The 20,359-nt window shown below is 73.2% G+C and carries 23 protein-coding genes and 1 riboswitch; of the genes, 7 read left to right on the plus strand and 16 right to left on the minus strand.

What is annotated here, in order from left to right; genetic code table 11:
- Nucleotides 1-90: 90 nt before the first annotated feature.
- The gene (locus tag ACFU5G_RS12090; protein WP_377244285.1) at nt 91-324 is read right to left on the minus strand and encodes a hypothetical protein; all 234 of its coding nucleotides are present in this window, start codon (nt 322-324) and stop codon (nt 91-93) included.
- Between the two features lie 23 nt (nt 325-347).
- Here ACFU5G_RS12090 and ACFU5G_RS12095 point away from each other — a divergent pair, with 23 nt between their 5' ends.
- Nucleotides 348-1,271, plus strand: a complete 924-nt coding sequence (locus tag ACFU5G_RS12095) for an LD-carboxypeptidase (RefSeq protein WP_377244288.1) — start codon at nt 348-350, stop codon at nt 1,269-1,271.
- A 15-nt stretch (nt 1,272-1,286) separates the two neighbouring features.
- Here ACFU5G_RS12095 and ACFU5G_RS12100 read toward each other — a convergent pair whose 3' ends face one another.
- Nucleotides 1,287-1,478 carry a hypothetical protein gene (locus ACFU5G_RS12100; RefSeq protein ID WP_377244291.1) on the minus strand — a complete coding sequence of 64 codons (192 nt, stop codon included), beginning with the start codon at nt 1,476-1,478 and terminating at the stop codon, nt 1,287-1,289.
- A gap of 37 nt (nt 1,479-1,515) precedes the next feature.
- Nucleotides 1,516-2,064: a hypothetical protein gene (locus ACFU5G_RS12105; protein WP_377244294.1), complete on the minus strand. Its 549-nt coding sequence runs from the start codon at nt 2,062-2,064 to the stop codon at nt 1,516-1,518.
- Between the two features lie 201 nt (nt 2,065-2,265).
- Here ACFU5G_RS12105 and ACFU5G_RS12110 point away from each other — a divergent pair, with 201 nt between their 5' ends.
- On the plus strand, nt 2,266-2,673 hold the full coding sequence (locus ACFU5G_RS12110) for a carboxymuconolactone decarboxylase family protein (protein WP_377244297.1): 408 nt from the start codon (nt 2,266-2,268) through the stop codon (nt 2,671-2,673).
- A 10-nt stretch (nt 2,674-2,683) separates the two neighbouring features.
- Here the strand turns inward: ACFU5G_RS12110 and ACFU5G_RS12115 are convergent, their stop codons facing one another.
- Entirely contained in the window at nt 2,684-3,064 is a 381-nt protein-coding gene (locus tag ACFU5G_RS12115; RefSeq protein ID WP_377244300.1) for a winged helix-turn-helix transcriptional regulator, read from the minus strand.
- A 126-nt stretch (nt 3,065-3,190) separates the two neighbouring features.
- Between ACFU5G_RS12115 and ACFU5G_RS12120 the strand changes: the two genes are divergently transcribed.
- Complete coding sequence (locus ACFU5G_RS12120; protein ID WP_377244303.1) at nt 3,191-4,084, plus strand: NAD(P)-dependent oxidoreductase; 894 nt, start codon at nt 3,191-3,193, stop codon at nt 4,082-4,084.
- Nucleotides 4,081-4,962 carry an NAD(P)-dependent oxidoreductase gene (locus ACFU5G_RS12125; protein ID WP_377244306.1) on the plus strand — a complete coding sequence of 294 codons (882 nt, stop codon included), beginning with the start codon at nt 4,081-4,083 and terminating at the stop codon, nt 4,960-4,962. Before ACFU5G_RS12120 ends, ACFU5G_RS12125 begins: the two co-directional genes overlap by 4 nt.
- On the opposite strand, the gene ACFU5G_RS12130 is transcribed toward ACFU5G_RS12125, so the two are convergent.
- The 4 genes from ACFU5G_RS12130 to ACFU5G_RS12145 form a co-directional block, all read right to left on the minus strand.
- On the minus strand, nt 4,963-5,919 hold the full coding sequence (locus ACFU5G_RS12130; protein WP_377244309.1) for an SGNH/GDSL hydrolase family protein: 957 nt from the start codon (nt 5,917-5,919) through the stop codon (nt 4,963-4,965).
- Between the two features lies 1 nt (nt 5,920).
- On the minus strand, nt 5,921-7,126 hold the full coding sequence (locus tag ACFU5G_RS12135; RefSeq protein ID WP_377244312.1) for a glycosyltransferase: 1,206 nt from the start codon (nt 7,124-7,126) through the stop codon (nt 5,921-5,923).
- Between the two features lies 1 nt (nt 7,127).
- A complete protein-coding gene (locus tag ACFU5G_RS12140) occupies nt 7,128-8,234 on the minus strand; it encodes a glycosyltransferase family 4 protein (RefSeq protein ID WP_377244315.1) in 1,107 nt (368 codons plus the stop codon).
- Between the two features lie 200 nt (nt 8,235-8,434).
- A complete protein-coding gene (locus ACFU5G_RS12145; RefSeq protein ID WP_377244318.1) occupies nt 8,435-9,745 on the minus strand; it encodes a hypothetical protein in 1,311 nt (436 codons plus the stop codon).
- 101 nt (nt 9,746-9,846) lie between these two features.
- On the opposite strand from ACFU5G_RS12145, the gene ACFU5G_RS12150 reads away from it, so the two are divergent.
- Nucleotides 9,847-11,076, plus strand: coding sequence for an Nramp family divalent metal transporter (locus ACFU5G_RS12150; protein ID WP_377244321.1), 1,230 nt, complete (start codon nt 9,847-9,849; stop codon nt 11,074-11,076).
- Here the strand turns inward: ACFU5G_RS12150 and ACFU5G_RS12155 are convergent.
- From ACFU5G_RS12155 to ACFU5G_RS12190, 8 genes are all read right to left on the minus strand, one after another.
- Complete coding sequence (locus ACFU5G_RS12155; protein ID WP_377244324.1) at nt 11,066-11,980, minus strand: DUF4097 domain-containing protein; 915 nt, start codon at nt 11,978-11,980, stop codon at nt 11,066-11,068. The two genes, ACFU5G_RS12150 and ACFU5G_RS12155, sit on opposite strands and share 11 nt — an antisense overlap.
- Nucleotides 11,980-12,639: a LuxR C-terminal-related transcriptional regulator gene (locus ACFU5G_RS12160; protein ID WP_377244327.1), complete on the minus strand. Its 660-nt coding sequence runs from the start codon at nt 12,637-12,639 to the stop codon at nt 11,980-11,982. The genes ACFU5G_RS12155 and ACFU5G_RS12160 overlap by 1 nt, the downstream gene beginning before the upstream one ends.
- Nucleotides 12,627-14,024, minus strand: coding sequence for a sensor histidine kinase (locus ACFU5G_RS12165; RefSeq protein ID WP_377244330.1), 1,398 nt, complete (start codon nt 14,022-14,024; stop codon nt 12,627-12,629). The genes ACFU5G_RS12160 and ACFU5G_RS12165 overlap by 13 nt, the downstream gene beginning before the upstream one ends.
- Before the next feature lie 86 nt (nt 14,025-14,110).
- On the minus strand, nt 14,111-15,331 hold the full coding sequence (locus ACFU5G_RS12170) for an acyl-CoA dehydrogenase family protein (RefSeq protein WP_377244333.1): 1,221 nt from the start codon (nt 15,329-15,331) through the stop codon (nt 14,111-14,113).
- Between the two features lie 50 nt (nt 15,332-15,381).
- A complete protein-coding gene (locus ACFU5G_RS12175; RefSeq protein WP_377244336.1) occupies nt 15,382-16,533 on the minus strand; it encodes a Gfo/Idh/MocA family protein in 1,152 nt (383 codons plus the stop codon).
- A gap of 19 nt (nt 16,534-16,552) precedes the next feature.
- Nucleotides 16,553-17,239: a nicotinamide riboside transporter PnuC gene (gene pnuC / locus ACFU5G_RS12180; protein WP_377244339.1), complete on the minus strand. Its 687-nt coding sequence runs from the start codon at nt 17,237-17,239 to the stop codon at nt 16,553-16,555.
- Nucleotides 17,240-17,351: 112 nt separating this feature from the next.
- Nucleotides 17,352-17,489: riboswitch (FMN riboswitch) on the minus strand.
- Nucleotides 17,490-17,604: 115 nt separating this feature from the next.
- Nucleotides 17,605-18,354 (minus strand): helix-turn-helix domain-containing protein, encoded by a 750-nt coding sequence (locus tag ACFU5G_RS12185; protein ID WP_377244342.1) that lies wholly within the window; start codon nt 18,352-18,354, stop codon nt 17,605-17,607.
- Between the two features lie 10 nt (nt 18,355-18,364).
- Entirely contained in the window at nt 18,365-18,622 is a 258-nt protein-coding gene (locus ACFU5G_RS12190) for a hypothetical protein (RefSeq protein ID WP_142040780.1), read from the minus strand.
- A 24-nt stretch (nt 18,623-18,646) separates the two neighbouring features.
- Here ACFU5G_RS12190 and ACFU5G_RS12195 point away from each other — a divergent pair, with 24 nt between their 5' ends.
- Both ACFU5G_RS12195 and ACFU5G_RS12200 read left to right on the plus strand, forming a co-directional pair.
- Nucleotides 18,647-19,264, plus strand: coding sequence for a disulfide bond formation protein DsbA (locus ACFU5G_RS12195; protein WP_377244345.1), 618 nt, complete (start codon nt 18,647-18,649; stop codon nt 19,262-19,264).
- Between the two features lie 36 nt (nt 19,265-19,300).
- The gene (locus tag ACFU5G_RS12200; protein ID WP_377244348.1) at nt 19,301-20,230 is read left to right on the plus strand and encodes an LLM class F420-dependent oxidoreductase; all 930 of its coding nucleotides are present in this window, start codon (nt 19,301-19,303) and stop codon (nt 20,228-20,230) included.
- Nucleotides 20,231-20,359: the final 129 nt, after the last annotated feature.

The following is a 20,359-nucleotide window of genomic DNA, read 5'->3' on the forward strand; positions in this document are numbered from 1 at the left end:
GGTCGGCACAGGCCTGTGCCGACCTCGATGCAAACTGCCGACGTGGCGACGCTGGCAGGACAGCGCCTGTCGAGGGCCGGCCGGTCGTGCCTAGCGTCTGCGCAACACCAGGCCGACCACCGTCACCGCAGCCGCCAGCACCGTGACGACCAGCGCGGCGGCCAGGACCGTCGCGTCCTGCGCGAGCATCGGGCAGGCGGCAGGGGAGGTGTCGTCCGGGCACGTGCGCCAGGGCTGCAGGAGATAGACGACCGACACGACCACTCCCAGCACGGCAACTGCCGCACCGCCGATGATCAGCGAAAACGAAGTTCGTGTCGTCATCCGGCGAGGGTAGCGTCCTCCTCATGTCGCGCGTCGCACAGCCCCGACCTGCTGTCTCACCTCTCCCGAGGCTGGAGCCCGGCGACGCCGTCGCGCTCGTCTCGCCCGCGAGCTGGAGCGACGAGTCCTGGGTGGACGAGAGCATCGCGACGATCGAGTCGTGGGGGTTCAAGGCGCGACTGGGCAAGCACGCCGACGACCGGTTCGGCTACATGGCCGGCGGCGACGCGGAGCGCGCGGCCGACCTCAACGATGCGATCCGGGACCCCGAGGTGCGTGCGATCCTGACCCTGCGCGGGGGCTGCGGCAGCCTCCGCCTGCTGGCCGACGTCGACACCGACGCGCTCCGGGCCGATCCCAAGCCGATCATCGGGTTCAGTGACATCACCGCCCTGCACCAGGTGTGGCACCAGGTCGGCGTCCCGTCGGTCCACGGCGCCGTTGCCGGGACCCGGGCCGAGACGGCGCTGCGCCTCCTGCGCGGCGAATCCGGGGAGCCGGTGCGCAGCGACCGCGACCAGTACGGCGCGTACCTCACGACGACGGGCACGGCCTCGGGCCCGCTGTTCGGCGGAAACCTCGAGATGCTGGCGCGCAGCGTCGGAATCGTCGACAACGACCTCGAGGGCCACGTCCTGCTGCTGGAGATCAACCGGACGGTCGGGCTGGGCATGGTCGACCGCCCGCTGACCCAGCTCATCCTGTCCGGGGCGCTCGCGGGCATCGCGGGTGTCGCGGTGGGCTCGCTCGAGGGCTTCGACGGCTACGAGGACCGCGGCTGGAACGTCCTGGACGTGCTCCGGGACCGGCTGGGCTCGCTCGGCGTGCCGATCCTCGCCGGGCTGCCGCTCGGGCACATCGAGAACCCGGTCTCCGTGCCGCTCGGCGTCCAGTGCGAGCTCGACGCCGACGCCGGCACCCTGACCGTCGCGCCACTGAGCGCCTGACCGGACCGGCGGAGGTCAGGCCCCGGGGCGACCCGTCAGCTTGCCCGTCAGCCAGCGTCCGACCTTGCGCACGTCGGCTGCCAGGTAACGGAACTGTCCGAGCTGCGTCCAGAACACGCCGACCTGACGTTCCGCCCAGGAGGCCGGGGGCCGGGCATCGGATGGCCGGATGAGCTCACCCTTGGGCTTCGCGTCGTCTGCAGACATGGGGGGATCGTACTGGTTGGCGCGGTTTATGCCGGCGTCAACCCTCGGCCCGTACGGCCCCGCCGACGAACGCCTCCACCTCCCGCCGCGACCGCAGCCGGTGGAACGTCAGGTGCGCGTTCGCTGGGTCGCCCATCGCGTCCCCGTAGCGCCGCGGATGGCTCCTGCGCTGGTGCAGCGACCACCGGACGATCGAGTCCCGCTTCCAGGGCGCGAGCACGTCGGTCCAGGGCTGGCGCAGGCCCGTGCCCGGCCAGAGCTCGTTCTGTTCGATCGCGGTGCGCAGCGTCCGGCGGTACACCCGCGTGAGCACTAGCGGCGTCGGCGGGTCGATCCAGACGACGGTGTCGGCGCGCGCCCAGATCGTGGGCTGCAGGGCGGAGTAGTTGCCGTCGACCACCCAGGCGTCGCCGGCCACGGCGGCCTCGGCGTCACCCACGAAGTCCTCCTGTGGGCGCGGCGTCCACCCAGGTCCCCAGTAGAGGGCGTCCAGCTCGACGTGGCCGACGCCGAGGTGGGCCGCCAGGCGGCGCGCGAACGTGGACTTTCCCGACCCGGACGCTCCGACCACCGACACCCTGCGCACCGGAAGAAGTTAGCCCACCGGCGCGCCCGGTCCGTGCGCGGCCCCGGAAAACAAAGGTTGACCTGGGCATATATCACCCGCGAGATCTTGCGTCGCCCGGCGCCGATGGGCTGGACTGGGCCTCGCGCCTACAGGCGTTTGCCCCGGTGGCAACCGATCGAGCCCACATCACCCATGCAGGCAGTCCAGGAGGGGAAGACGATGACGGACAACGAGACGTCGCGCGCGGAGAGATTCGCATCCGGCAAGGCGGCCCTCGACGCGTTCCACGACGGCGCGGGCCACGGCGTCATCGAGTCGCTGGCCGACATCGCTCCCGAGCTCGGCCACCAGATCGTCGCGTGGGGCTACGGGGACATCCTGTCCCGGCCCGAGCTGGACCCGCGGGAGCGGCAGCTCGTGACCCTCGGGATGCTCACCGCGATGGGGGGCAGCGAACCGCAGCTCGAGGTGCACATCGGCGCGTCGCTGAAGGTCGGGCTCACGCCGCAACAGATCATCGAGGTCTTTCTGCACAGCTCGGTCTACTGCGGCTTCCCGCGGGCCCTGAACGCCGTCGCCGTCGCCAAGAAGGTGTTCGCCGAGCGCGGCCTGATGCCGCTGGCCTGACCCGGGCACCCTACGGACGCGGCAGCGCCGCCGCGTCCCGGTGCTCGACCAGCTCCGACCGCTCCCGGCGGATCCGGTCCACGCCCCAGGCGCCGAGCGGGGCGAGCGCCGTGTTGAGCGCCGCGCCGTGCTCCGTGAGCGAGTACTCGACGCGGGGCGGCACCTCGGCGTGCACGCGGCGGGTCAGGAGCCCGTCCGCCTCCATCTCGCGCAGGTGCTGGGTCAGCATCTTCTCGCTCACGCCCGGCAGCCCGCGGCGCAGCTCGGCGAACCGCCGCACGCCGTGCTCGTCGAGCTCCCAGAGGATCAGGCCCTTCCACTTGCCGCTCACCACGTCGAGGGCGGCGTCGATGCCGCAGATGTAGGGGCCGTTCCGGGGTGCCTTCGCCATCGCGCGCTCCTCCTGCCAAGGGGTACTTACCAAAGGGTAAGTACCCCAGTAAATAGTGGGTACTTCCACGATGGTACGTCGCGCGTCGAGCATGGACGGGTCCCCATCGACCCCAAGGAGACCCGCATGACCACTCCCGACCGCACCGGCGTCACGGTGCTCGGACTGGGCGCCATGGGCAGCGCCCTCGCCTCCGCGCTGCTCGACGCCGGCCACGCCACGACCGTCTGGAACCGCACCCCCGCCCGCGCCGCCGGTCTGGCCGCGCGGGGAGCCGCGGCGCCGTCCGGCATCGCCGACGCCGTCGCGGCCCACCCCCTCGTGATCGCCTGCCTGCTGGACCACGCCTCCGTGCACGAGACGCTCGACCCCGTGATCGGCACCATGCGGGGCGCCACCCTGGTGAACCTCACGACCACCACGCCGAACGAGGCCCGCGAGCTCGCCGGCTGGGCGGAAGGGCACGGCGTCGGCTACCTCGACGGCGCGATCATGGCGACCCCGCCCATGATCGGCACCGCCGAGGCCTCGATCCTGTACAGCGGCCCGCGGGAAGTGTTCGACGACGTCCGCCCCGTGCTCGACCGCTGGGGCACCAGCACCTACGACGGCGCCGACCCCGGCCTGGCCTCGCTGTTCGACCTCGCGCTGCTCTCGGGCATGTACACGATGTTCGCGGGGTTCCTGCACGGGGCCGCGCTGGCCGGCTCCGCCGGCATGACCGCCACCGAGTTCGCCGCGCGCGCCACGCCCTTCCTCAGCGCCATGACGGCGGGCTTCGCGCACGACGCCGCCGTGGTCGACGGCGGCGACTACACGGTCCCCGGCCAGCAGAGCCTGGACTTCTCGGACCTGAGCCACATCGTGCGCGCGAGCGCGGAGCAGGGCGTCGCGCCCGGACCCGTCGCGGCCGTGCAGGAGCTGATCAGCGGCCAGATCGCCCAGGGGCACGGCGCCGAGGGCTTCGCCAGGATCTACGAGAGCCTGCGGGCCCGGGCCGACGTGGAGGTCTCCCGATGACCACCCCCGTCACCCTCATCGGCCTGGGCCCCATGGGCCAGGCCATGGTCCACGCCCTGCTCGCCGCGGGCCACCCCGTCACCGTCTGGAACCGGACGCCCACCAGGGCCGCCGACGTCGTGGCCGCCGGGGCGCGGCTCGCACCCACACCCGCGGACGCCGTCGCCGCGAGCGACCTGGTCATCCTGAGCCTCACCGACTACCAGGCGATGTACGACATCCTCGGGCACGCCACCACGGCGCTCGCGGGCCGCACGCTCGTGAACCTCAGCTCCGACTCGCCCGGCCAGACCCGCGAGGGCGCCGTCTGGGCCGAGAAGCACGGCGCGCGCTTCCTGACCGGCGGCGTGATGAACCCCGCGCCGATGGTCGGCACCGACGCGGCGTACGTGTACTACAGCGGCCCGGCCGACGCGCTGGAGGCGCACCGGGACGCGCTGGGCACGATCGGCGCGCCGCGCTACCTGGGGGAGGACGCCGGCCTCGCGCAGCTCATGTACCAGGCCAACCTCGACGTGTTCCTCACCGCGCTCGCCGGGCTGATGCACGCCACCGCGCTGCTGGAGTCGGCCGGGGTGCGGCCGGCGGCGGCGCTCCCGGAGCTGCTGCAGACCCTGACCGGCACCCCGGAGATGCTGGGCGCGGGCGAGGACACCGCTGCGCAGCTCGAGGCCGGAGAGCACCCGGGACACCTGAGCTCCGTCACGATGATGGGCGCCACCGCCGACCACGTGGTCGCCGCGAGCGAGGCGGTGGGGGTCGACACCGGCCTGCCGGCGGCCGTCCAGGCGTACTACACCTGGGCCCGCGAGCACGGCCACGGCGGCGACAACTGGACCCGGATCATCGACGCGATGCGGCCCGGGGCCACGGCCTGATCAGCCCCGCCCGATCCGCCGGCGCGGGTCGAGCCCCGAGTCGGCGAGGCTCGTCACCATGCCGCCCTGGGTGAACGCCCGCTCCGCGCGCAGGTCCTGCACCACGGAGCGGAGCAGCCCGGGCACGAAGTCCCGCCCTCGGCGCACGCACCACGGCAGCCCGGCCCGCGCGAGCCAGACCAGCCGCTGCCGCGCCGACGGCGGGTCGGGCGCATCGGGCAGGCGGGCGGTGTCGAGGGCGTAGGCCGGGTCCAGCCCGGCCAGCTCGCCCGCGACGCCGAGGGCGAGCCGCCGGTGCCCCGCCGGCGAGGGATGCACGCGGTCGACATGCCAGGCCTTCTCCCCGGCGGGCGCGATGGCCTGTACGGCGTCCACGACCACCACCCGGCCAGGCGCGGCTGGGTTCGAGCTCGGTCGGTTGCCTTGAGGCCGGTCAGTTGATGGACCGGTCTCAGTGCGACCGACCGAAGTCGGCGGGGGCGGCAGCACGGTCCCCGCCACCTCGTCCACCGCCGCGTTGATCGACGCCACCCGGCGGCGCATCACGTGCCGGACCAGGCGGGGCGCGAGCTCGAACAGGCCGATCACCGGGAGCCTTACCAGCACCACGTCGGTGCCGGCGCGGCGCAGCTCGCCCACGCAGCGGTGCAGGTCGGCGAGCGTGAACCGGGCGTCGAAGTCGCTGCGCAGCACGTCGTTGCCGCCCACGAGCACGGTCGCGAGCCGGGGCCGCAGGGCGAGGGCGGCGTCGAGCTGGGTGTCCGCGACATCGCGGGAGCGGGCGCCGTTGGTGGCGAGGTTGGTGAACTCGTCCACGCCGAGCACGGCGGCGAGGTGCGCGGCCCAGCCGGGACCGTGAACGGCGTCCGGGCCGACGGTGTCGCCCACGCCCACGGTGATCGAGTCACCGAGGGCGACCAGCCGGAAGCAGCTCTCGCGTACCCCCGGCGTGGTCATCTCACCGTCGCCCCGCCGTGCCGGCGTCGGCCAGGTCGAAGGCGCGGCGCGAGTGCAGGTCCATCATCGCGTCCCCGGTGGCGCTCCACGGGAAGAGCTCCGCGCGGGCGCGGGCCTCCTTGCGCCGCTGGTCCACGTCGCGGTCGAGCACCTCGTGCAGGGCGAGCGCGAGGGCGGACGCCTCCGGCGGGGCGGCGGCGCCCGCGGTGCCCACGACCTCGGGCAGGGCGCTCGACGAGCTGCAGACCACTGGCGTGCCGGACGCCAGCGCCTCGAGCGCGGCCAGCCCGAACGTCTCGATCGGCCCGGGGGCGATGACGACGTCGGCGCAGGTCAGCAGGGTAGCGAGCCGGTCGCGGTCGGGGATGAACGAGAGGAACCGGTGCGGCAGCCCGGCCGCCTCGGCCCGGCTGCGCATCTTCGGCAGCAGCGGGCCGGCGCCCGCGACGACGAGCCGCACGGGGCGGCCGTCGCGCATGAGCTGGGCGGCGGCGTCGATCGCGAGGTCGGGCCGCTTCTCGGTGGACTGGCGGCTCGCGAGCACGATGAGCGCGGTGCCGGGCGGCGCGTACTCGGCGCGCGCCGCGGCCGAGTAGCGGTCGGGCCGGAACCGTTCCAGGTCGACGCCGAGCGGCACCCGGTAGAGCGGCGGGATCTTGGCACTCCGCACGCGCTCGGCGAGGCGCTCCACCTCGCCCGCGGCGAAGTGGGTGGTCGCCACCAGGCGGTCGAAGCGGGTCAGCGTGGCGAGGTTGTAGCGGTCGGCCAGCGCCGGGGTCGCCGTCGCGCCGAACGAGGCCGCGTAGCCGCCCTCGGCGCCGCCGGGGATCCAGGACCGCAGCACGCCGTCGACCCGCTCGTGCAGCATCATCAGCGACGGGACGCCGGCCTCGCGGGCCCAGTCGCCCAGGCCGGCCAGCGTGGTCCGATCGCTCACCTCGAGCCGGTCCGGTGCGAGCGTCTCGAGCAGGCCGCGCATCTTGCCGGGCCGCACCACGGCGCGGTAGCCGCCGGAGAACGGCACGCGGGGCGCCGCCAGGCTGACCACCTTGACCCCGTCCACGACCGAGACCCCGTCCCGCTTGTCCGGCACGACGAGCACAGGTTCGTGCCCCCGGGACAGGTACTGCCCGGCCATGGCGTGCATCGCGGTGCGGATGCCCCCGGAACGAGGGCTGTAGAAGTTCGCGACGTGGACGATTCGCAAGTTATACCTCCGCTGAGCCGGCTCTCGCGTGCACCCGGATCGCGTCGTCGTAGTGCCCCATGAGCTCGGAGCAGATGTCGTGCCACGTGCGGCCCTCGGCCCTCATCCGGGCCGAGGTACCGAATGCCCGCCGCTTGCGCTCGTCGCCCACCAGGTCGACGACGCGGGCCCGGAGTGCCTCGTGGTCACCTGGAGGGTACAGCCAGCCGTCGTGGGAGTGCCGGACGATGTCCAGCGGGCCGCCGGCCGCGGGCGCCACGACGGGGACGCCGCTCGCGTGCGCCTCCTGCAGCGTCTGGCCGAACGTCTCCAGCTCGCCCGGGTGCACGAACACGTCGAGGCTCGCCATCGCGCGCGACAGCTCGGCGCCCCGCAGCAGCCCGGCGAAGTGGGCCGACGGCAGCACCCGCCGCAGCTCGTCCCGCTCGGGGCCGTCGCCCACGATCACGAGGCGGACGTTCGGCAGGTCCTGCACCACGCGCAGCGCCTCGACCTGCTTCTCGGCGGCCAGCCGGCCCACGTAGCCCACGAGGATCTCGCGCCCGGCGCCGACCTTCCGCCGCCAGGCCTCGTCCCGGAACCCCGGGTGGAACGACTGCGTGTCCACGCCGCGGCCCCACAGGCGCAGGTTGGGGATGCCGTGGTTCTCCAGCTGGCGCATGGTCGCGGTGGACGGGGCGAGCGTCATCGTCGCGCGCTCGTGGATGTCCTTGACCCGCTTCCACAGCAGGGGCTCGAAGTGGCCCAGGCCGTACCGCGCCGCATAGCCCGGCACCTCGGTCTGGTAGACCGCGACGCTCGGCAGGCCCAGCCGCTCGGCCGCGAGGATGCCGCGCCAGCCGAGGATGAAGGGCGAGGCGAGGTGGACGACGTCGGGCGCGAACGTGGCCAGCGTGCGCTCGGTGCGCCACTTCTTGCCGACCACGAGCCGGACGTCCGGGTACCCGGGGAAACCGATGGAGCCGAGCTCGACGACGGGGGCGCCGCTCACGAAGGGCGGCACGTGACCGATCGACGCGTCGGCGTCGGGCGCGAGGACCATGGCCTGGTCCCCCCGCTCGTGGAGGTGCTCGAGGACCCGCAGGACGGAGTTGGTGACCCCGTTCACCTGCGGGAGGAAACTCTCCGCAACGATGGCTACTCGCACGCTACGAACCTGCCGGTCGTCGATGTCCGGACGAAGTCCTCCGTGCGGCGAGTCGGGGAACGGGTGGCGTCGAGACGGTAACCGCTACACACGATGTCACGATCCCGACCGTAGCGGAGCCACGGCGCACCTGACATCGGGAACACCCCCGAAAGTGACCCTCAACTCGTCACGGACGGCACCTTGCGGGCAAAGGCGAGCTGGGAGAGCCGGACGAGCGCGCCGACCAGGAGCGCCACGAGCAGCGCGTTGCGCAGGGCGCCGACGCTCGTGGCGAACGCCCAGCCGCCCAGGAACTCGCCGTACCGCAGCGGGTAGAGCTCCATGGTGAGTCGCGCCACGATCAGCGTGCCGACCGCGGGGACGAACCACGTGCGTTTCGTGCCCTGGCTGCGGCTGCCGAGCGCGATGGCGGCCGCGACGGGCGGGCCGATCCACGCGATGAACTGCGGCGAGCCCACCTTGTTGAAGACGATCAGGGCCAGCAGCTCGGCGGCCGCGCCGACCAGCAGGATGTCGCCGACCCGCTCGGGGCGGCGCCGGGCCGCCCACCAGATCAGCGCGGCGATCAGGATCGCGGCGACGGGCAGGGCGACGTCGAGCACCTGCGCCGTGATGTCCGCGCCGGCGCCGAGCACCTCGTAGGTGTAGATGACGTCGTCGTACTCGACCTTGATCGACGGGTCCCAGATCCGGGCCACCGTGAACGGCGTGGCGGCGACCGCCTCGACCTGGAGCTGCCGGTCGCCCTGCTCCCCGAACACGTCCAGCACGTTCGCCTGTCCGCCGCCCGCGAAGGCGAAACCGACGACGACGGCGCACACCGCCGCGCCCGGCAGCACCACGTTCCGCACGAACGTCCTGAGGTTCGACGCCGTGGCGGCCAGCGCCAGGGCCACCGCGCCCGGCGCGATCTTGATCCAGGCGCCCACGGTCGCCAGCACCATCGCGAGGGCCGGCCGCGGGACCGCGATCAGCAGCGCCACGAGGATGATCGGTGCCAGCAGGCCGTCGAGCCGGCCGATCCAGATGGGCCCGAGCATCACGAGGAAGAACAGCCAGTACCAGGAGGCGGCGCGGCCGTGCGGCTTGGCCCGGCCGAGCAGGGCGACGGCGCCGGCGTTGGCGGCGGTCACCATGCCCATCCACACCCAGTCGTAGCCGACGGTGGTCTGGGAGAACAGCGCGGGGATCGTCATCGGCCCCAGTGCGCCCAGCGGGTAGACCCAGGCGTAGTTGAGCACGGGCCACGAGCCCGTGTTCATGCCGTTGCGAACCCACCACTCGTACAGGTTCACGTCCCCGAGGATCTGCCCCCCGAAGACCCAGGCCTGAAAGATGATCCAGGCGTGGGCCAGCACGAAGCCGACCCACAGGGCCGGCCAGGAGGAGAACACACGGGTGGCGGACCGCAGGAGGTCCACGGCCTTGGGCGTTGTCGACAGGTCTGACGGGCTCGGCACGGGCCACATCCTTGCACTGATCGGCGACCGGGTCGGCGATCGGTCGATACGGGTACAAGTTCGGCCATTCGCGAGTTAGAGTTCGGGTACCCGAACTTTCTGGAGACTCGATGACTCGCACCGCCGCTGGGCCACGCACCGGCCGGGCCCGCCTCTTCGTCCTGCTCGGACCCGCTTTCGTGGCGGCCATCGCCTACGTGGATCCCGGCAACGTGGCCGCGAACCTCACCGCGGGAGCCCGGTTCGGGTACCTGCTGGTCTGGGTGCTCGTGGCGGCCAACGCGATGGCGGTGCTGGTGCAGTACCTGTCGGCCAAGCTCGGCGTGGTGACCGGCCGGTCACTGCCTGAGGTGCTGGGGGAGCGGCTGCCCCGCCGCGCCCGGCTCGCCTACTGGGTGCAGGCCGAGGTGGTCGCCGCCGCGACCGACCTCGCCGAGGTGATCGGCGGCGCCATCGCCCTGAACCTGCTGTTCGGCGTACCGCTCGTGCTGGGCGGCGTCATCACCGGGGTGGTGTCCCTGCTGGTGCTGGGGGTGCAGCAGCGGCGCGGCCAGCGGGCCTTCGAGGGGGTCGTCACCTCGATGCTCGCGGTGCTCACGGTCGGCTTCTGCGCCGGGCTGTTCTTCTCCCCGCCCGACCCGGCCGCGATGCTGGCCGGCCTCGTGCCCCGGCTGGAGGGCGCGGACTCCGTGCTGCTGGCGGCCTCGATGCTCGGCGCCACGGTGATGCCGCACGCGATCTACCTGCACTCCTCGCTCGCGCGCGACCACCTGCACGCGCCGTCGACGTCGGTGCCGCGCATCCTGCGCGCCACGCGGGTCGACGTGATCCTCGCGCTGATCCTGGCCGGGAGCGTGAACATCGCGATGCTGCTGCTGGCGGCCGCGAACCTCGCCGGCCGGGAGGGCACGGACACCATCGAGGGCGCGCACGCCGCCATCGCCGGCACGCTCGGGCCGGTCGTGGGCGTGCTGTTCGCCGTCGGCCTGCTGGCCTCGGGGCTCGCGTCCACGTCGGTCGGGGCCTACGCGGGGGCCGAGATCATGTCGGGCCTGCTGAAGGTGCGCGTGTCGCTGCTGACCCGGCGCGTGGTCACGCTGCTGCCCGCGATCGTGCTGCTCATGACCGGGATCTCGCCCACTTGGCTGCTGGTGGTGAGCCAGGTGGTGCTCAGCTTCGGCATCCCGTTCGCGATGATCCCGCTGGTGAAGCTCACCCGGGACCGCGAGCTGCTGGGCGAGCACCGCAACGCCCTGACCACCCAGGTGCTGGCCTGGGTGGTCGCGGGCGTCATCGTGGCGCTGAACGTCACGCTGCTCTGGCTGACGTTCACCGGCTGAGGTAGGCGACGTCCCCGTTCGAGCTGCGCATCTCAACAGTGCGCTCGGCGTCCGGGTCGGTGGGCCCCTCGATGATCTCGTCGCCGTTCGACGTCTGGATCGTCAGGGCCACCGGCTCCTCGTCGCCGTACACCGTGACGCGGCCGTTGCTGGTCTCGGCGTAGACGTCGCCGCCCACCGCCGAGATCTCCACGGAGCCGTTGCTGGTGTGGGCCGACGCGTCGCCCGTGACCGCGTCGAGCGTGATCCGCCCGTTGCTGGTGTCGCTGGTGACGGTGCCGTCCACGTCGCCCACGGAGATCTCGCCGTTGGAGGTCGAGACCGCCACGTCGGAGCCGGCGTTCGCGACGGTGATGTCGCCGTTGCTCGACCGGGCGGAGAAGAGCCCGCCCACGTCGGTGGCCTCGACCCGGCCGTTGCTCGTGCGCACGTCGACCTCACCGGCCACGCCGCTCGCCACGACGTCGCCGTTCTCGGCGCGGACCACCACCTCCGTGTCGGCGGGCAGGGTCACGTCGAGCTCGCCGGAGCAGCGGGGCAGGAAGATCGACCAGCCGCAGCGGTGCGTGATCTCGAGCCGGTTCGCCGACTCGTCCGCCGAGTACCGGGGGCTGCGGAGGCCGCTGTGCGCGATGGCGTCGACCTCGACGTCGCCCTCGGCGGCGGTGACGGTGACGTCGCCGTCGGTCACCAGCTCCACCGTGTCCACGGCGTCGTAGGACCGGTGGGTGGTGGTCGTCTCGGACACCATCAGGTCCACCAGGAACAGCGCGCCGAAGCCCACGACGACGACGCCGAGCACCACGCCGAGCGTCGTCAGCACGCGGGCGGTCGCGCCGCGCTGCGGGGGGCCGGGCGCGTACCCGGCGTCCTGGGGGTAGCTCTCGGGAACTGGCTGGGTCATCAGCGGGATCCGTTCTGGTCGAGCCAGCGCAGCACGGCGAGCACCCGGCGGTGGTCGTCGGTGGCCGGCGGGAGGCCGAGCTTGGTCAGGATGTTGGTGACGTGCTTCTCCACGGCGGCCAGCCCCACGACGAGGCGGTCCGCGATGGCGGCGTTGGAGCGGCCCTCGGCCATCAGGGCGAGCACCTCGCGCTCGCGCCGGGTCAGGACGTCGAGGTCGGAGCCGGGGTGGCGCGCGATGATCTGCGTGACGACCTCGGGGTCCACGACGGTGCCGCCCCCGGACACCCGGGCGACGGCGTCGAGGAACTCGTCCACGTCGGCCACGCGGTCCTTGAGCACGTAGCCCAGGCCGCGCGCGCCCCGCGCGAACAGCTCGCTCGCGTAGCTCTGCTCCACGTACTGCGAGAGCACCAGGACCGGCAGCCGGGGGTGCAGGCTGCGCAGGTGCACCGCCGCCCGCAGCCCCTCGTCGGTGTGCGACGGCGGCATCCGCACGTCGGTGACCAGCAGGTCGGGCAGCTCGGCGTCCGGCGTCGACAGGGCGAGGACCAGGCGGTCCGCCGTGCCGTACCCCGTCACCTCGTGCCCCTCGGCCACCAGCAGGCGGGTCAGGCCGTCCAGGAGGAGGACGGAGTCCTCCGCGATCACGATGCGCACGGGACCTCCACGGTCAGGCGGGTTCCCGCGCCGGGCGGGCTGTCGAGCTCGAAGGTGCCGTCCAGGGCCGCGACGCGGCCGCGCAGGCCCGCGAGCCCGCTGCCGGGGGACAGCGCGGCGCCGCCGCGGCCGTCGTCGGACACCGCGACGCGCAGGCGCGCCGGGTGGTCGTCGGGCACGAGGCTCGCGTGCACCCGCACCAGGTCGGCCGCGGCGTGCTTGGCCACGTTGGTCAGGGCCTCGGCGACCACGAAGTACGCGGCGGCCTGGGCCGCCGGGCTGGCCGGCGTGAGGTCGCCGGTGACCTCCACGCGCACCGGGACCGGGCTGCGGCCCGCCAGCGCGGACAGCGCGGCGTCGAGCCCGCGGTCGGACAGCACGGCGGGGTGGATGCCGCGTACCAGGTCGCGCAGCTCGGCCAGGGTCTCCTTGATCTCGCGGTGCGCCAGCTCCAGGGCGGCGACGGCGTGCCCGGGGTCCTTGTCGGCCAGCCTGCGGGCCACGCCGAGCTCGACGCCGAGGGCGACCAGGCGCTGCTGGGCGCCGTCGTGCAGGTCGCGCTCGATGCGGCGGCGCTCGGTGTCGGCGGCGGAGACCGCGGCCGTGCGCGACTCGGTGAGCACGGCCGCGCGCTCGCGGGCCGTGTGCGCGGCGGCCTCCGCCACGCGGGTCTCCCGCTCGGCGGCGGCGGCGCGGGCACGGGCCAGCTCGGTCGCGGACGGTCCGAGCAGGGCGCCGGCCAGGCGCACCATGAGGTAGGACCCGTACTGCGCGAGGGCGGCCGCCGCCCACACGAGCACGACGGCGCCGGCGAGCGCGCCGACCACCGTGGCGGGCCACGGCAGGCCGGGCCACCCGGCGAGCGTGCTGTCGCGGCCGACGAACGTGAAGATCACCGCCGCGACGGCCGCCGCGGCCAGAGCCGTGACGACGGAGAAGAACAGGCAGGTGGTGAGCATGCCGAGGAAGGCGTGGAGCGCGGCCGCCCAGGCGCGGTCGTCGCGCACGCGCGCCCACAGCCGGGACCACACGCCGCGGCGGTGCGGCTCGGGGGCCGGGCGCGGCGCGGGGACCCGGACGCCGGTCTGGCGGGCGACGCGGGCGCGCTCGGCGGTGCCGAACCGGCGGGCGACGACGAGCCAGAAGGCGAGCATCGGCACCCCGACGCCGAGCGCGGGGACCAGCCCGGCCGACACCAGCACGAGGATCCAGACGATGAGGCCCGCGGTCAGGTGCCACACCCACCCCACGGCCAGCGCGGCGACGGCGCGCCGGGTGGCGGGGTGGAAGGGTGCCCGGAAGAAGTCCGCGCCCGAGGTCAGTGCGGGCGCGACGTGCTCCGCGAGGGTGCGGGGCGGGGGTGCCGGGCCGTCATCGCTGGTCATGGTCATGACCCTAGGCGGCCCGGCACCCCCGGCACATTGAGTGACCCCACCGGGTGCGGGTGGGGTTTTCCCTACCCCGGTACGGCTCAGGCGAAGGCGCTGGTGCCTGTGATCTCGCGGCCGATGATCAGGGCCTGCATGCTCTCGGTGCCCTCGTAGGTGTGCAGGGCCTCGATGTCGGCGAAGTGCCGCGCCACGCGGTTCTCCAGCAGGATGCCGTTGCCGCCGAGCAGGTCGCGGGCGATCGCCGCGATCTCCCGCGCGCCGCGCGTGCAGGTGTACTTGGCGAGCGACGCCTGTGGGCCGGTGAGCTGCTCCGCCTCGTCGAGCCGCGTCATCTGCTTCACGAGGAGCTGCATCTGCGTGAGGATCGACAGCATCTTGGTCAGGCGCTCCTGCACCATCTGGCTGGCGGCGAGCGGCCGGCCGAACTGCACACGCTGCTTGGAGTAGGCCACGGCGGTCTCGTAGCAGGCGATGGCCTGCCCGACGGCGCCCCAGGCGACCCCGAGCCGCGTGGCGAACAGGACGCGGCCGGTGTCCTTGAACGAGCGCGACTTCGGCAGCAGGCTGTCGGCCGGCACGAACACGTCGTCCAGCACGATGTGCGCCTGGTGGATCGCGCGCAGCGAGAGCTTGCCCTCGATCGTCGTGGCCCGGTAGCCGGGGGTGTCCTGCGGGACGATGTAGCCGTGCACCTGGCCGTCCTCGCCGCGCGCCCAGACCACGGAGATGTCGCCGATCGAGCCGAAGCCGATCCACTTCTTCTCGCCGTTGATGACGTACCCCTCGACGCCGTCGCGCGTCTCCTGCACGGCGGAGGTCTCCAGGCCCACGGAGTCCGAGCCGTGCGTGGGCTCGGTCAGCGCGAACGCGCCCAGGATCTCGCCGCGGGCCATCGGCCCGGCGTACTTCTCGACCTGCTCGTCGGAGCCGAGCATCACGATCGAGCGCAGCGCGAGGCCGCCCTGCACGCCGCAGATCGTGGTCACGGAGCCGTCGCCGCGCGACATCTCCATCGCGGACAGGCCCTCGGCCATCTTCGAGATCTTCGGGAAGCCGGGCACGTCCACGCCGTCGCGCAGGAAGTCCAGCTCGGCCATGCGCTTGACCAGGTCCATCGGCACCTCGTACCGCTCCCAGTAGCCGTCGATGACGGGGAGGACCTCGTCCTGCACGAACCGGCGGACGGCGAGCTGCTGCGCCCGCTCCTCCTCCGTGATGTCGGCGAAGGCGCCGGCGAAGTCGATGTCGAGCGGCTGCGTGAGGTCGTAGTCGGGCGCCGTCACCCCTGGGGTCTGAGTCATGCTCCCCATGGTGCGCCGGTACCGGATCTCAGGTCAAGCGATACTAGGTCTCACAGGTCAGGGCTCCCGGCGTGCCGGCAGACACGCCCGTGCGCCCAGGCCTGGGGCCGGGTCCGCACCCGTTCGCCCGACGCCGCGGCGCGCCGCACCGCCAGCTGCAGGTACTGGTCCTGTGCCGCCTCGGCGACGGAGTACGGCGGCGGCGCCCCGTGCAGCACGTGGTCGGCCATGTCGGCGACGATGCGCGCGATCGACAGCTCGTCGTCGGGCAGGCGGGCGGGGCGGAACGCGTTGCCGTACAGCCACTCGCCGTCCATCGTGTAGCCCCGCAGGAACATGCCCTCGTGGCTGCCCGCGCCACCCGCGGCCACGCGCTCCAGCGTGGAGCGCCGGGGCTGCCCGTCGGCACCGACCGTGCGGACGACGTCGTCGCGCAGCTCGCCCCGCTCGCCGCGGACCAGCAGCGCGGGGGAGCGGACCCAGGAGCGGTACTGGACGTCGTCGAACTCGTAGGTGCCGAGCCGGTCGCCGAAGTCCAGCCACGCCGTCGCGTGCACCGTGTCGATCAGGGCGAGGTCGTCGGGGTCGGCCGCCCGGCTGGGGCTCGGCAGCACGCGGCGGGCGTCCCGGCGGGCGGTGATCTCGGCGTCCTCGAAGCCGGCGCCCAGGGCGCGGCGCAGCACGCTGATGCCGTGGTAGTCGTGCGCCACCGCGACGTGCGCGTCGGTCACGGCGCCGAGCAGGCCGGACGCCGCGACCGCGAGCTGCGCCTCGATCAGCGGCTCCAGGTGGTACTGCTCGGCGACGTGCACGCAGGCGCCGTCGTCCACGAGCGCCTGCAGCGCCGCGAGCTCCTCGACCGTGCCTGCCGCCGGCGTCTCCGTGAGCACGGGGACGCCGGCGGCGGCGAGGTCGCGGATCACCGGCTGGGCCGCTCCGGCCGGCAGGGTCAGCAGCACGACGTCGGGCCGGCCCGCGGCGAGCAGCTCGGCCACCGAGGCGAAGACCGGGGCGGGGAGCCCCGGCAGCCCGGCGGCCGGCAGGCCGTGCTCCGCCAGCGCCTCCCGGTCCGCCGCGTTGCGGGTGGCCACGCCGGCCACCTCGAACCGGTCGGGCAGGGCGTGCAGCACCCGCAGCATGGTGCGGGCGCGGAAGCCCGAGCCGACGATCCCGATCCTGGCCGTGCGCTCCTGTGCGTTCACGAGCGCCGACGCTACGCGATCAGGTGGCCGCGACCGCCACCTGGTCCGGGCCGGCGTTCTCCCGGCGGCTGATGCGCCACCACGCGAAGAAGCCGAACAGCGTGAACGCGCCGTAGATCACGTACATCAGCGCGGTGGCCCAGTACCCGGCGGAGAACAGGAGCGGCACGCCCACCAGGTCGACGGCCACCCAGATCAGCCAGAACTCGACCCAGCCCTTGGCCATGCCGTAGGTGGCGAGCACCGAGCCCGTGAAGATCCAGGCGTCGGCCCAGACCGGCTCGTACGAGCCGAGGGTCCGGAAGAGGGGGGTCAGGAGCAGGGTCCCGGCGAACATCCCGGTCACCAGGGCGATGCGGACCCGCCACGAGGCCCAGCGCGGGTGCACCGCGACCGTGCCGGCGCCGCCCGCGCGCTGGGTCTGCCGCCAGCGGTACCAGCCGTAGATCGAGACCGCGATGAACATGATCTGCCGGGCGGCCTGGCCGAGCATGTCGGCCCGGCCCGTCTCGCCGAACCAGGAGCCCATGAAGACGGTGAAGAGCAGGATGTTGCCGACGATGCCCACCGGCCAGGCCCACACCTTGCGGCGCAGCCCGCCCAGGGCGGAGGCCAGGCCGAACAGGTTGCCGATGACCTCGCGCCAGTAGATCTGCTGGTCGCCGACCAGGAACGTCGCGTCGTAGGCGGCGCGGAACCAGTCCATTTCTCTTCCCTCTCCAGGTCCGCACACGGGGACTCCGGGGTGAGGGCCGAGCGCCACGACGGCGCCGACGACGACGCGGTACCGGCGCCCCGAGGGGTCGACGGCGCGCGCCGCACGTGCTTCCTCCCATCCGGACTTTCACCGTCGGTCCTGGAGTTCCACCAGGTCAACCGGGTTCCTCCCGAAGGAGTCACCCGGGTCGCGGACTGTCACCGCCGGCTCGGAATTTCACCGACCCCGGAGCACGTGTGCAACTGCTGCACGATGTCTAGCGGAACACAGGATGCCACGGCGGCATTCCCACCAGAACCCACCCCGTGTCAGACGTACAGGTCACCCGGGGGACCTGTACGTCTGACACGGAGCTAGACCAGCGCCTCGCGGACGGCGCGCGCCACCTCGTCGGGTCCGGCCGCCCCCTCGACGACCGCCACGACGACGCGGCGGCTGACCGGCGTGCCGTCGTCGGCCAGCGGGCCGGCGGACGTGCCCAGGACGGCGGCGCGGCGCAGGTCGGCGAACGCCTCCTCCAGCTCGGGCCGCAGCTCCAGCGAGGGCGTGCGCAGCCAGCGCCGCAGGATCGCGTTGTGCACGGCGACCACGGAGGCCGCGAAGGCGATCGACGCCGTGGAGGCGGACCGCTCCGGCGGCAGGGTGTCGCGCAGGTAGTGGGTGAACGCCCGCTCGTACCGGTGCGTCGTGATGAGCTCGCGGTCGCGCAGCGCCGGCACCTGCTGCAGCAGCGCGTACCGGGCGAGCGACGTGTCGCGCTGGCCCACGTGGTGGTCGAACACCATGCGCGCCGCGCGGCACACCTCGAGGTACGGGTCGACGTCCGGGTCCCAGCCGCGGCCCAGGTCGTGGCCGGACTCCTCGCTCGCCCGGGCGTCGGGGCGGGTCGCGGCGAGCATGACCACGACCTCCTCGAGCAGCAGCTCGTGGTCGGCGAAGACCACGTCCTCCTTGGAGCGGAACCGGCGGAAGAACGTCGCGCGGCTCACCTTCGCGGCGTCGGCGATCTCCTCGACGGTGGTTCCCTCGTACCCCTGCCGGGTGAACAGGTCCACCGCGGCGTCGACTGCCTGCGCGTGCGTGTGGGTCCGTACGGCGGTCATGCCAGGCAGGCTACCGCGTGCCCCCCGGGCGCCGTGAAGAGTCTTTGAGCGAAGAATGGGGTTCATGATGCGAATTTTCCCGTTTGCCGGAGATCTTCCCTGACTGCAGTCTGCGCAGGTAGCGCACCTCGCGCACGGCCGTCAGCAGGCCGAGAACACCGGGCACCGCGGCCCACGGGTGACCGAGGATCACGCCCACCAGGCACACCAGAAAGATCACCCCGCCGGCGACGACGGTGGCGAGGCTTCCCCAACGGATCCCGGTCACGCAGGTGAGCGTAGTCTGCTGCGCGTGACCGAGACCGCTGACCGTCCCGTCGTCGACGTCTACGTCGACCCCCTGTGCCCCTTCGCCTGGATCACGTCACGCTGGGCCCTCGAGGTGGCCCAGATCCGCGACGTCGAGCTCACCTTCAAGCTCATGAGCCTCTACCTGCTCAACAAGGACCGGGACATCCCGGACGACTACCGGGCCCGCATCGAGCGCTCGCGCGGCATCGGCCGCGTCGCCGCGGCCGTGCAGACCGACCACGGTCCCGAGGCGTTCTCCGCCTTCTACACAGCCGCCGGCACGCGCATCCACAACCAGCAGGACAAGGACTTCGACGCCGTGGCCGTCGCGGCGCTCGCCGAGGCCGGCCTGCCCGCCGCCCTCGCGGAGGCGGGCACCTCGGAGGACTACGACGAGGAGCTCGCGGCCTCCCACGAGGCCGGCATGAAGCCCGTCGGGGACGACGTCGGCACGCCCACCATCCACGTCGACGGCGTGGCCTTCTTCGGTCCCGTGCTCACGCGCATCCCGCGCGGCGAGGAGGCGGGCGCGCTGTTCGACGCCTCCGTGGCGCTGGCGCGGTACCCGTACTTCTACGAGATCAAGCGGTCGCGCACGACCGACCCCCAGTTCGACTGAACCACCGGCACCAGACCCACCGGCACCAGAGGAAACATGACTCTCGACCTGCGTATCTTCACCGAGCCCCAGCAGGGCGCGTCGTACGACGACCAGCTCGCCGTCGCCCAGGCGACCGAGCGGCTCGGGTTCAGCGCGTTCTTCCGCTCCGACCACTACCTGGCCATGGGCGACCGGGACGGCCTGCCCGGGCCCACCGACTCCTGGGTCACGCTCGCCGGCCTGGCCCGCGAGACCTCCACGGTGCGGCTCGGCACGCTCGTCTCCTCGGCCACGTTCCGGCACCCCGGCGTGCTGGCCATCCAGGTGGCGCAGGTGGACCAGATGTCCGGCGGCCGTGTCGAGCTGGGCCTCGGTACCGGCTGGTTCGCCGCCGAGCACGCGGCCTACGGAATCCCGTTCCCCGACAAGCGGTTCGGCATCCTGGAGGAGCAGCTCGCGGTCGTCACCGGCCTGTGGGGCACGCCCGTCGGCGAGACGTTCTCCTTCTCCGGCGAGCACTACCAGATCACCGACTCGCCGGCGCTGCCCAAGCCCGCGCAGGCCAAGATCCCCGTGCTGGTCGGGGGCGGCGGCCCCCGCCGCACGCCCGCTCTCGCGGCGAGGTACGGCGACGAGTACAACCAGTCGTTCCCGGAGATCAGCGAGATCGGCCCGCGGATCAAGGTCATCGAGAAGGCCCTGTCCGACGCCGGGCGCGAGCCCGGCTCGATCGTCCAGTCGGTGGCGCTCGTCGCCGCGGTCGGCCAGGACGAGGCCGAGTTCACCCGCCGCGCGGCGGCGATCGGCCGCGAGCCCGCCGAGCTGCGCGAGCACGGCATCGCCGGCACGGTCGCCGAGGCCGTGGACCGCCTCAAGGCCCTGGAGGCCGACGGCGTCCAGCGCGTCTACCTGCAGGTGCTCGACCTGGCGGACCTCGACCACCTCGACCTGATCGCGCGCGAGGTGCGCCCGCAGCTCGGCTGACCCGTCTCCCGCCTGCTTCCCGGGCCGCCCCGCCGTCGTGCGGGGCGGCCCGTTCGCTTCCGCAGGCCGCCGGGGTGAAATTTCCTTAGGGTCTTCTCAGCCGCTCCTCGCGACACACCCCAGGAGAAG

Origin of the sequence: Promicromonospora sp. NPDC057488, from assembly GCF_042802395.1 — a bacterium.
In the GTDB taxonomy this organism is placed as follows: Bacteria; Actinomycetota; Actinomycetes; order Actinomycetales; family Cellulomonadaceae; genus Promicromonospora.

Bases quoted from the DNA above. Each gene is read 5' to 3' on its own strand.
- ACFU5G_RS12200 (WP_377244348.1), top strand. From the start codon at position 19,301: ATGACTCTCGACCTGCGTATCTTCACCGAGCCCCAGCAGGGCGCGTCG.
- ACFU5G_RS12095 (WP_377244288.1), top strand. From the start codon at position 348: ATGTCGCGCGTCGCACAGCCCCGACCTGCTGTCTCACCTCTCCCGAGG.
- ACFU5G_RS12120 (WP_377244303.1), top strand. From the start codon at position 3,191: ATGACCACTCCCGACCGCACCGGCGTCACGGTGCTCGGACTGGGCGCC.
- ACFU5G_RS12130 (WP_377244309.1), bottom strand. From the start codon at position 5,919: ATGACCACGCCGGGGGTACGCGAGAGCTGCTTCCGGCTGGTCGCCCTC.
- ACFU5G_RS12165 (WP_377244330.1), bottom strand. From the start codon at position 14,024: ATGACCAGCGATGACGGCCCGGCACCCCCGCCCCGCACCCTCGCGGAG.
- ACFU5G_RS12150 (WP_377244321.1), top strand. From the start codon at position 9,847: ATGACTCGCACCGCCGCTGGGCCACGCACCGGCCGGGCCCGCCTCTTC.
- ACFU5G_RS12115 (WP_377244300.1), bottom strand. From the start codon at position 3,064: ATGGCGAAGGCACCCCGGAACGGCCCCTACATCTGCGGCATCGACGCC.
- ACFU5G_RS12185 (WP_377244342.1), bottom strand. From the start codon at position 18,354: ATGACCGCCGTACGGACCCACACGCACGCGCAGGCAGTCGACGCCGCG.
- pnuC (WP_377244339.1), bottom strand. From the start codon at position 17,239: ATGGACTGGTTCCGCGCCGCCTACGACGCGACGTTCCTGGTCGGCGAC.
- ACFU5G_RS12125 (WP_377244306.1), top strand. From the start codon at position 4,081: ATGACCACCCCCGTCACCCTCATCGGCCTGGGCCCCATGGGCCAGGCC.
- ACFU5G_RS12100 (WP_377244291.1), bottom strand. From the start codon at position 1,478: ATGTCTGCAGACGACGCGAAGCCCAAGGGTGAGCTCATCCGGCCATCC.
- ACFU5G_RS12110 (WP_377244297.1), top strand. From the start codon at position 2,266: ATGACGGACAACGAGACGTCGCGCGCGGAGAGATTCGCATCCGGCAAG.
- ACFU5G_RS12155 (WP_377244324.1), bottom strand. From the start codon at position 11,980: ATGACCCAGCCAGTTCCCGAGAGCTACCCCCAGGACGCCGGGTACGCG.
- ACFU5G_RS12090 (WP_377244285.1), bottom strand. From the start codon at position 324: ATGACGACACGAACTTCGTTTTCGCTGATCATCGGCGGTGCGGCAGTT.
- ACFU5G_RS12145 (WP_377244318.1), bottom strand. From the start codon at position 9,745: ATGTGGCCCGTGCCGAGCCCGTCAGACCTGTCGACAACGCCCAAGGCC.
- ACFU5G_RS12170 (WP_377244333.1), bottom strand. From the start codon at position 15,331: ATGACTCAGACCCCAGGGGTGACGGCGCCCGACTACGACCTCACGCAG.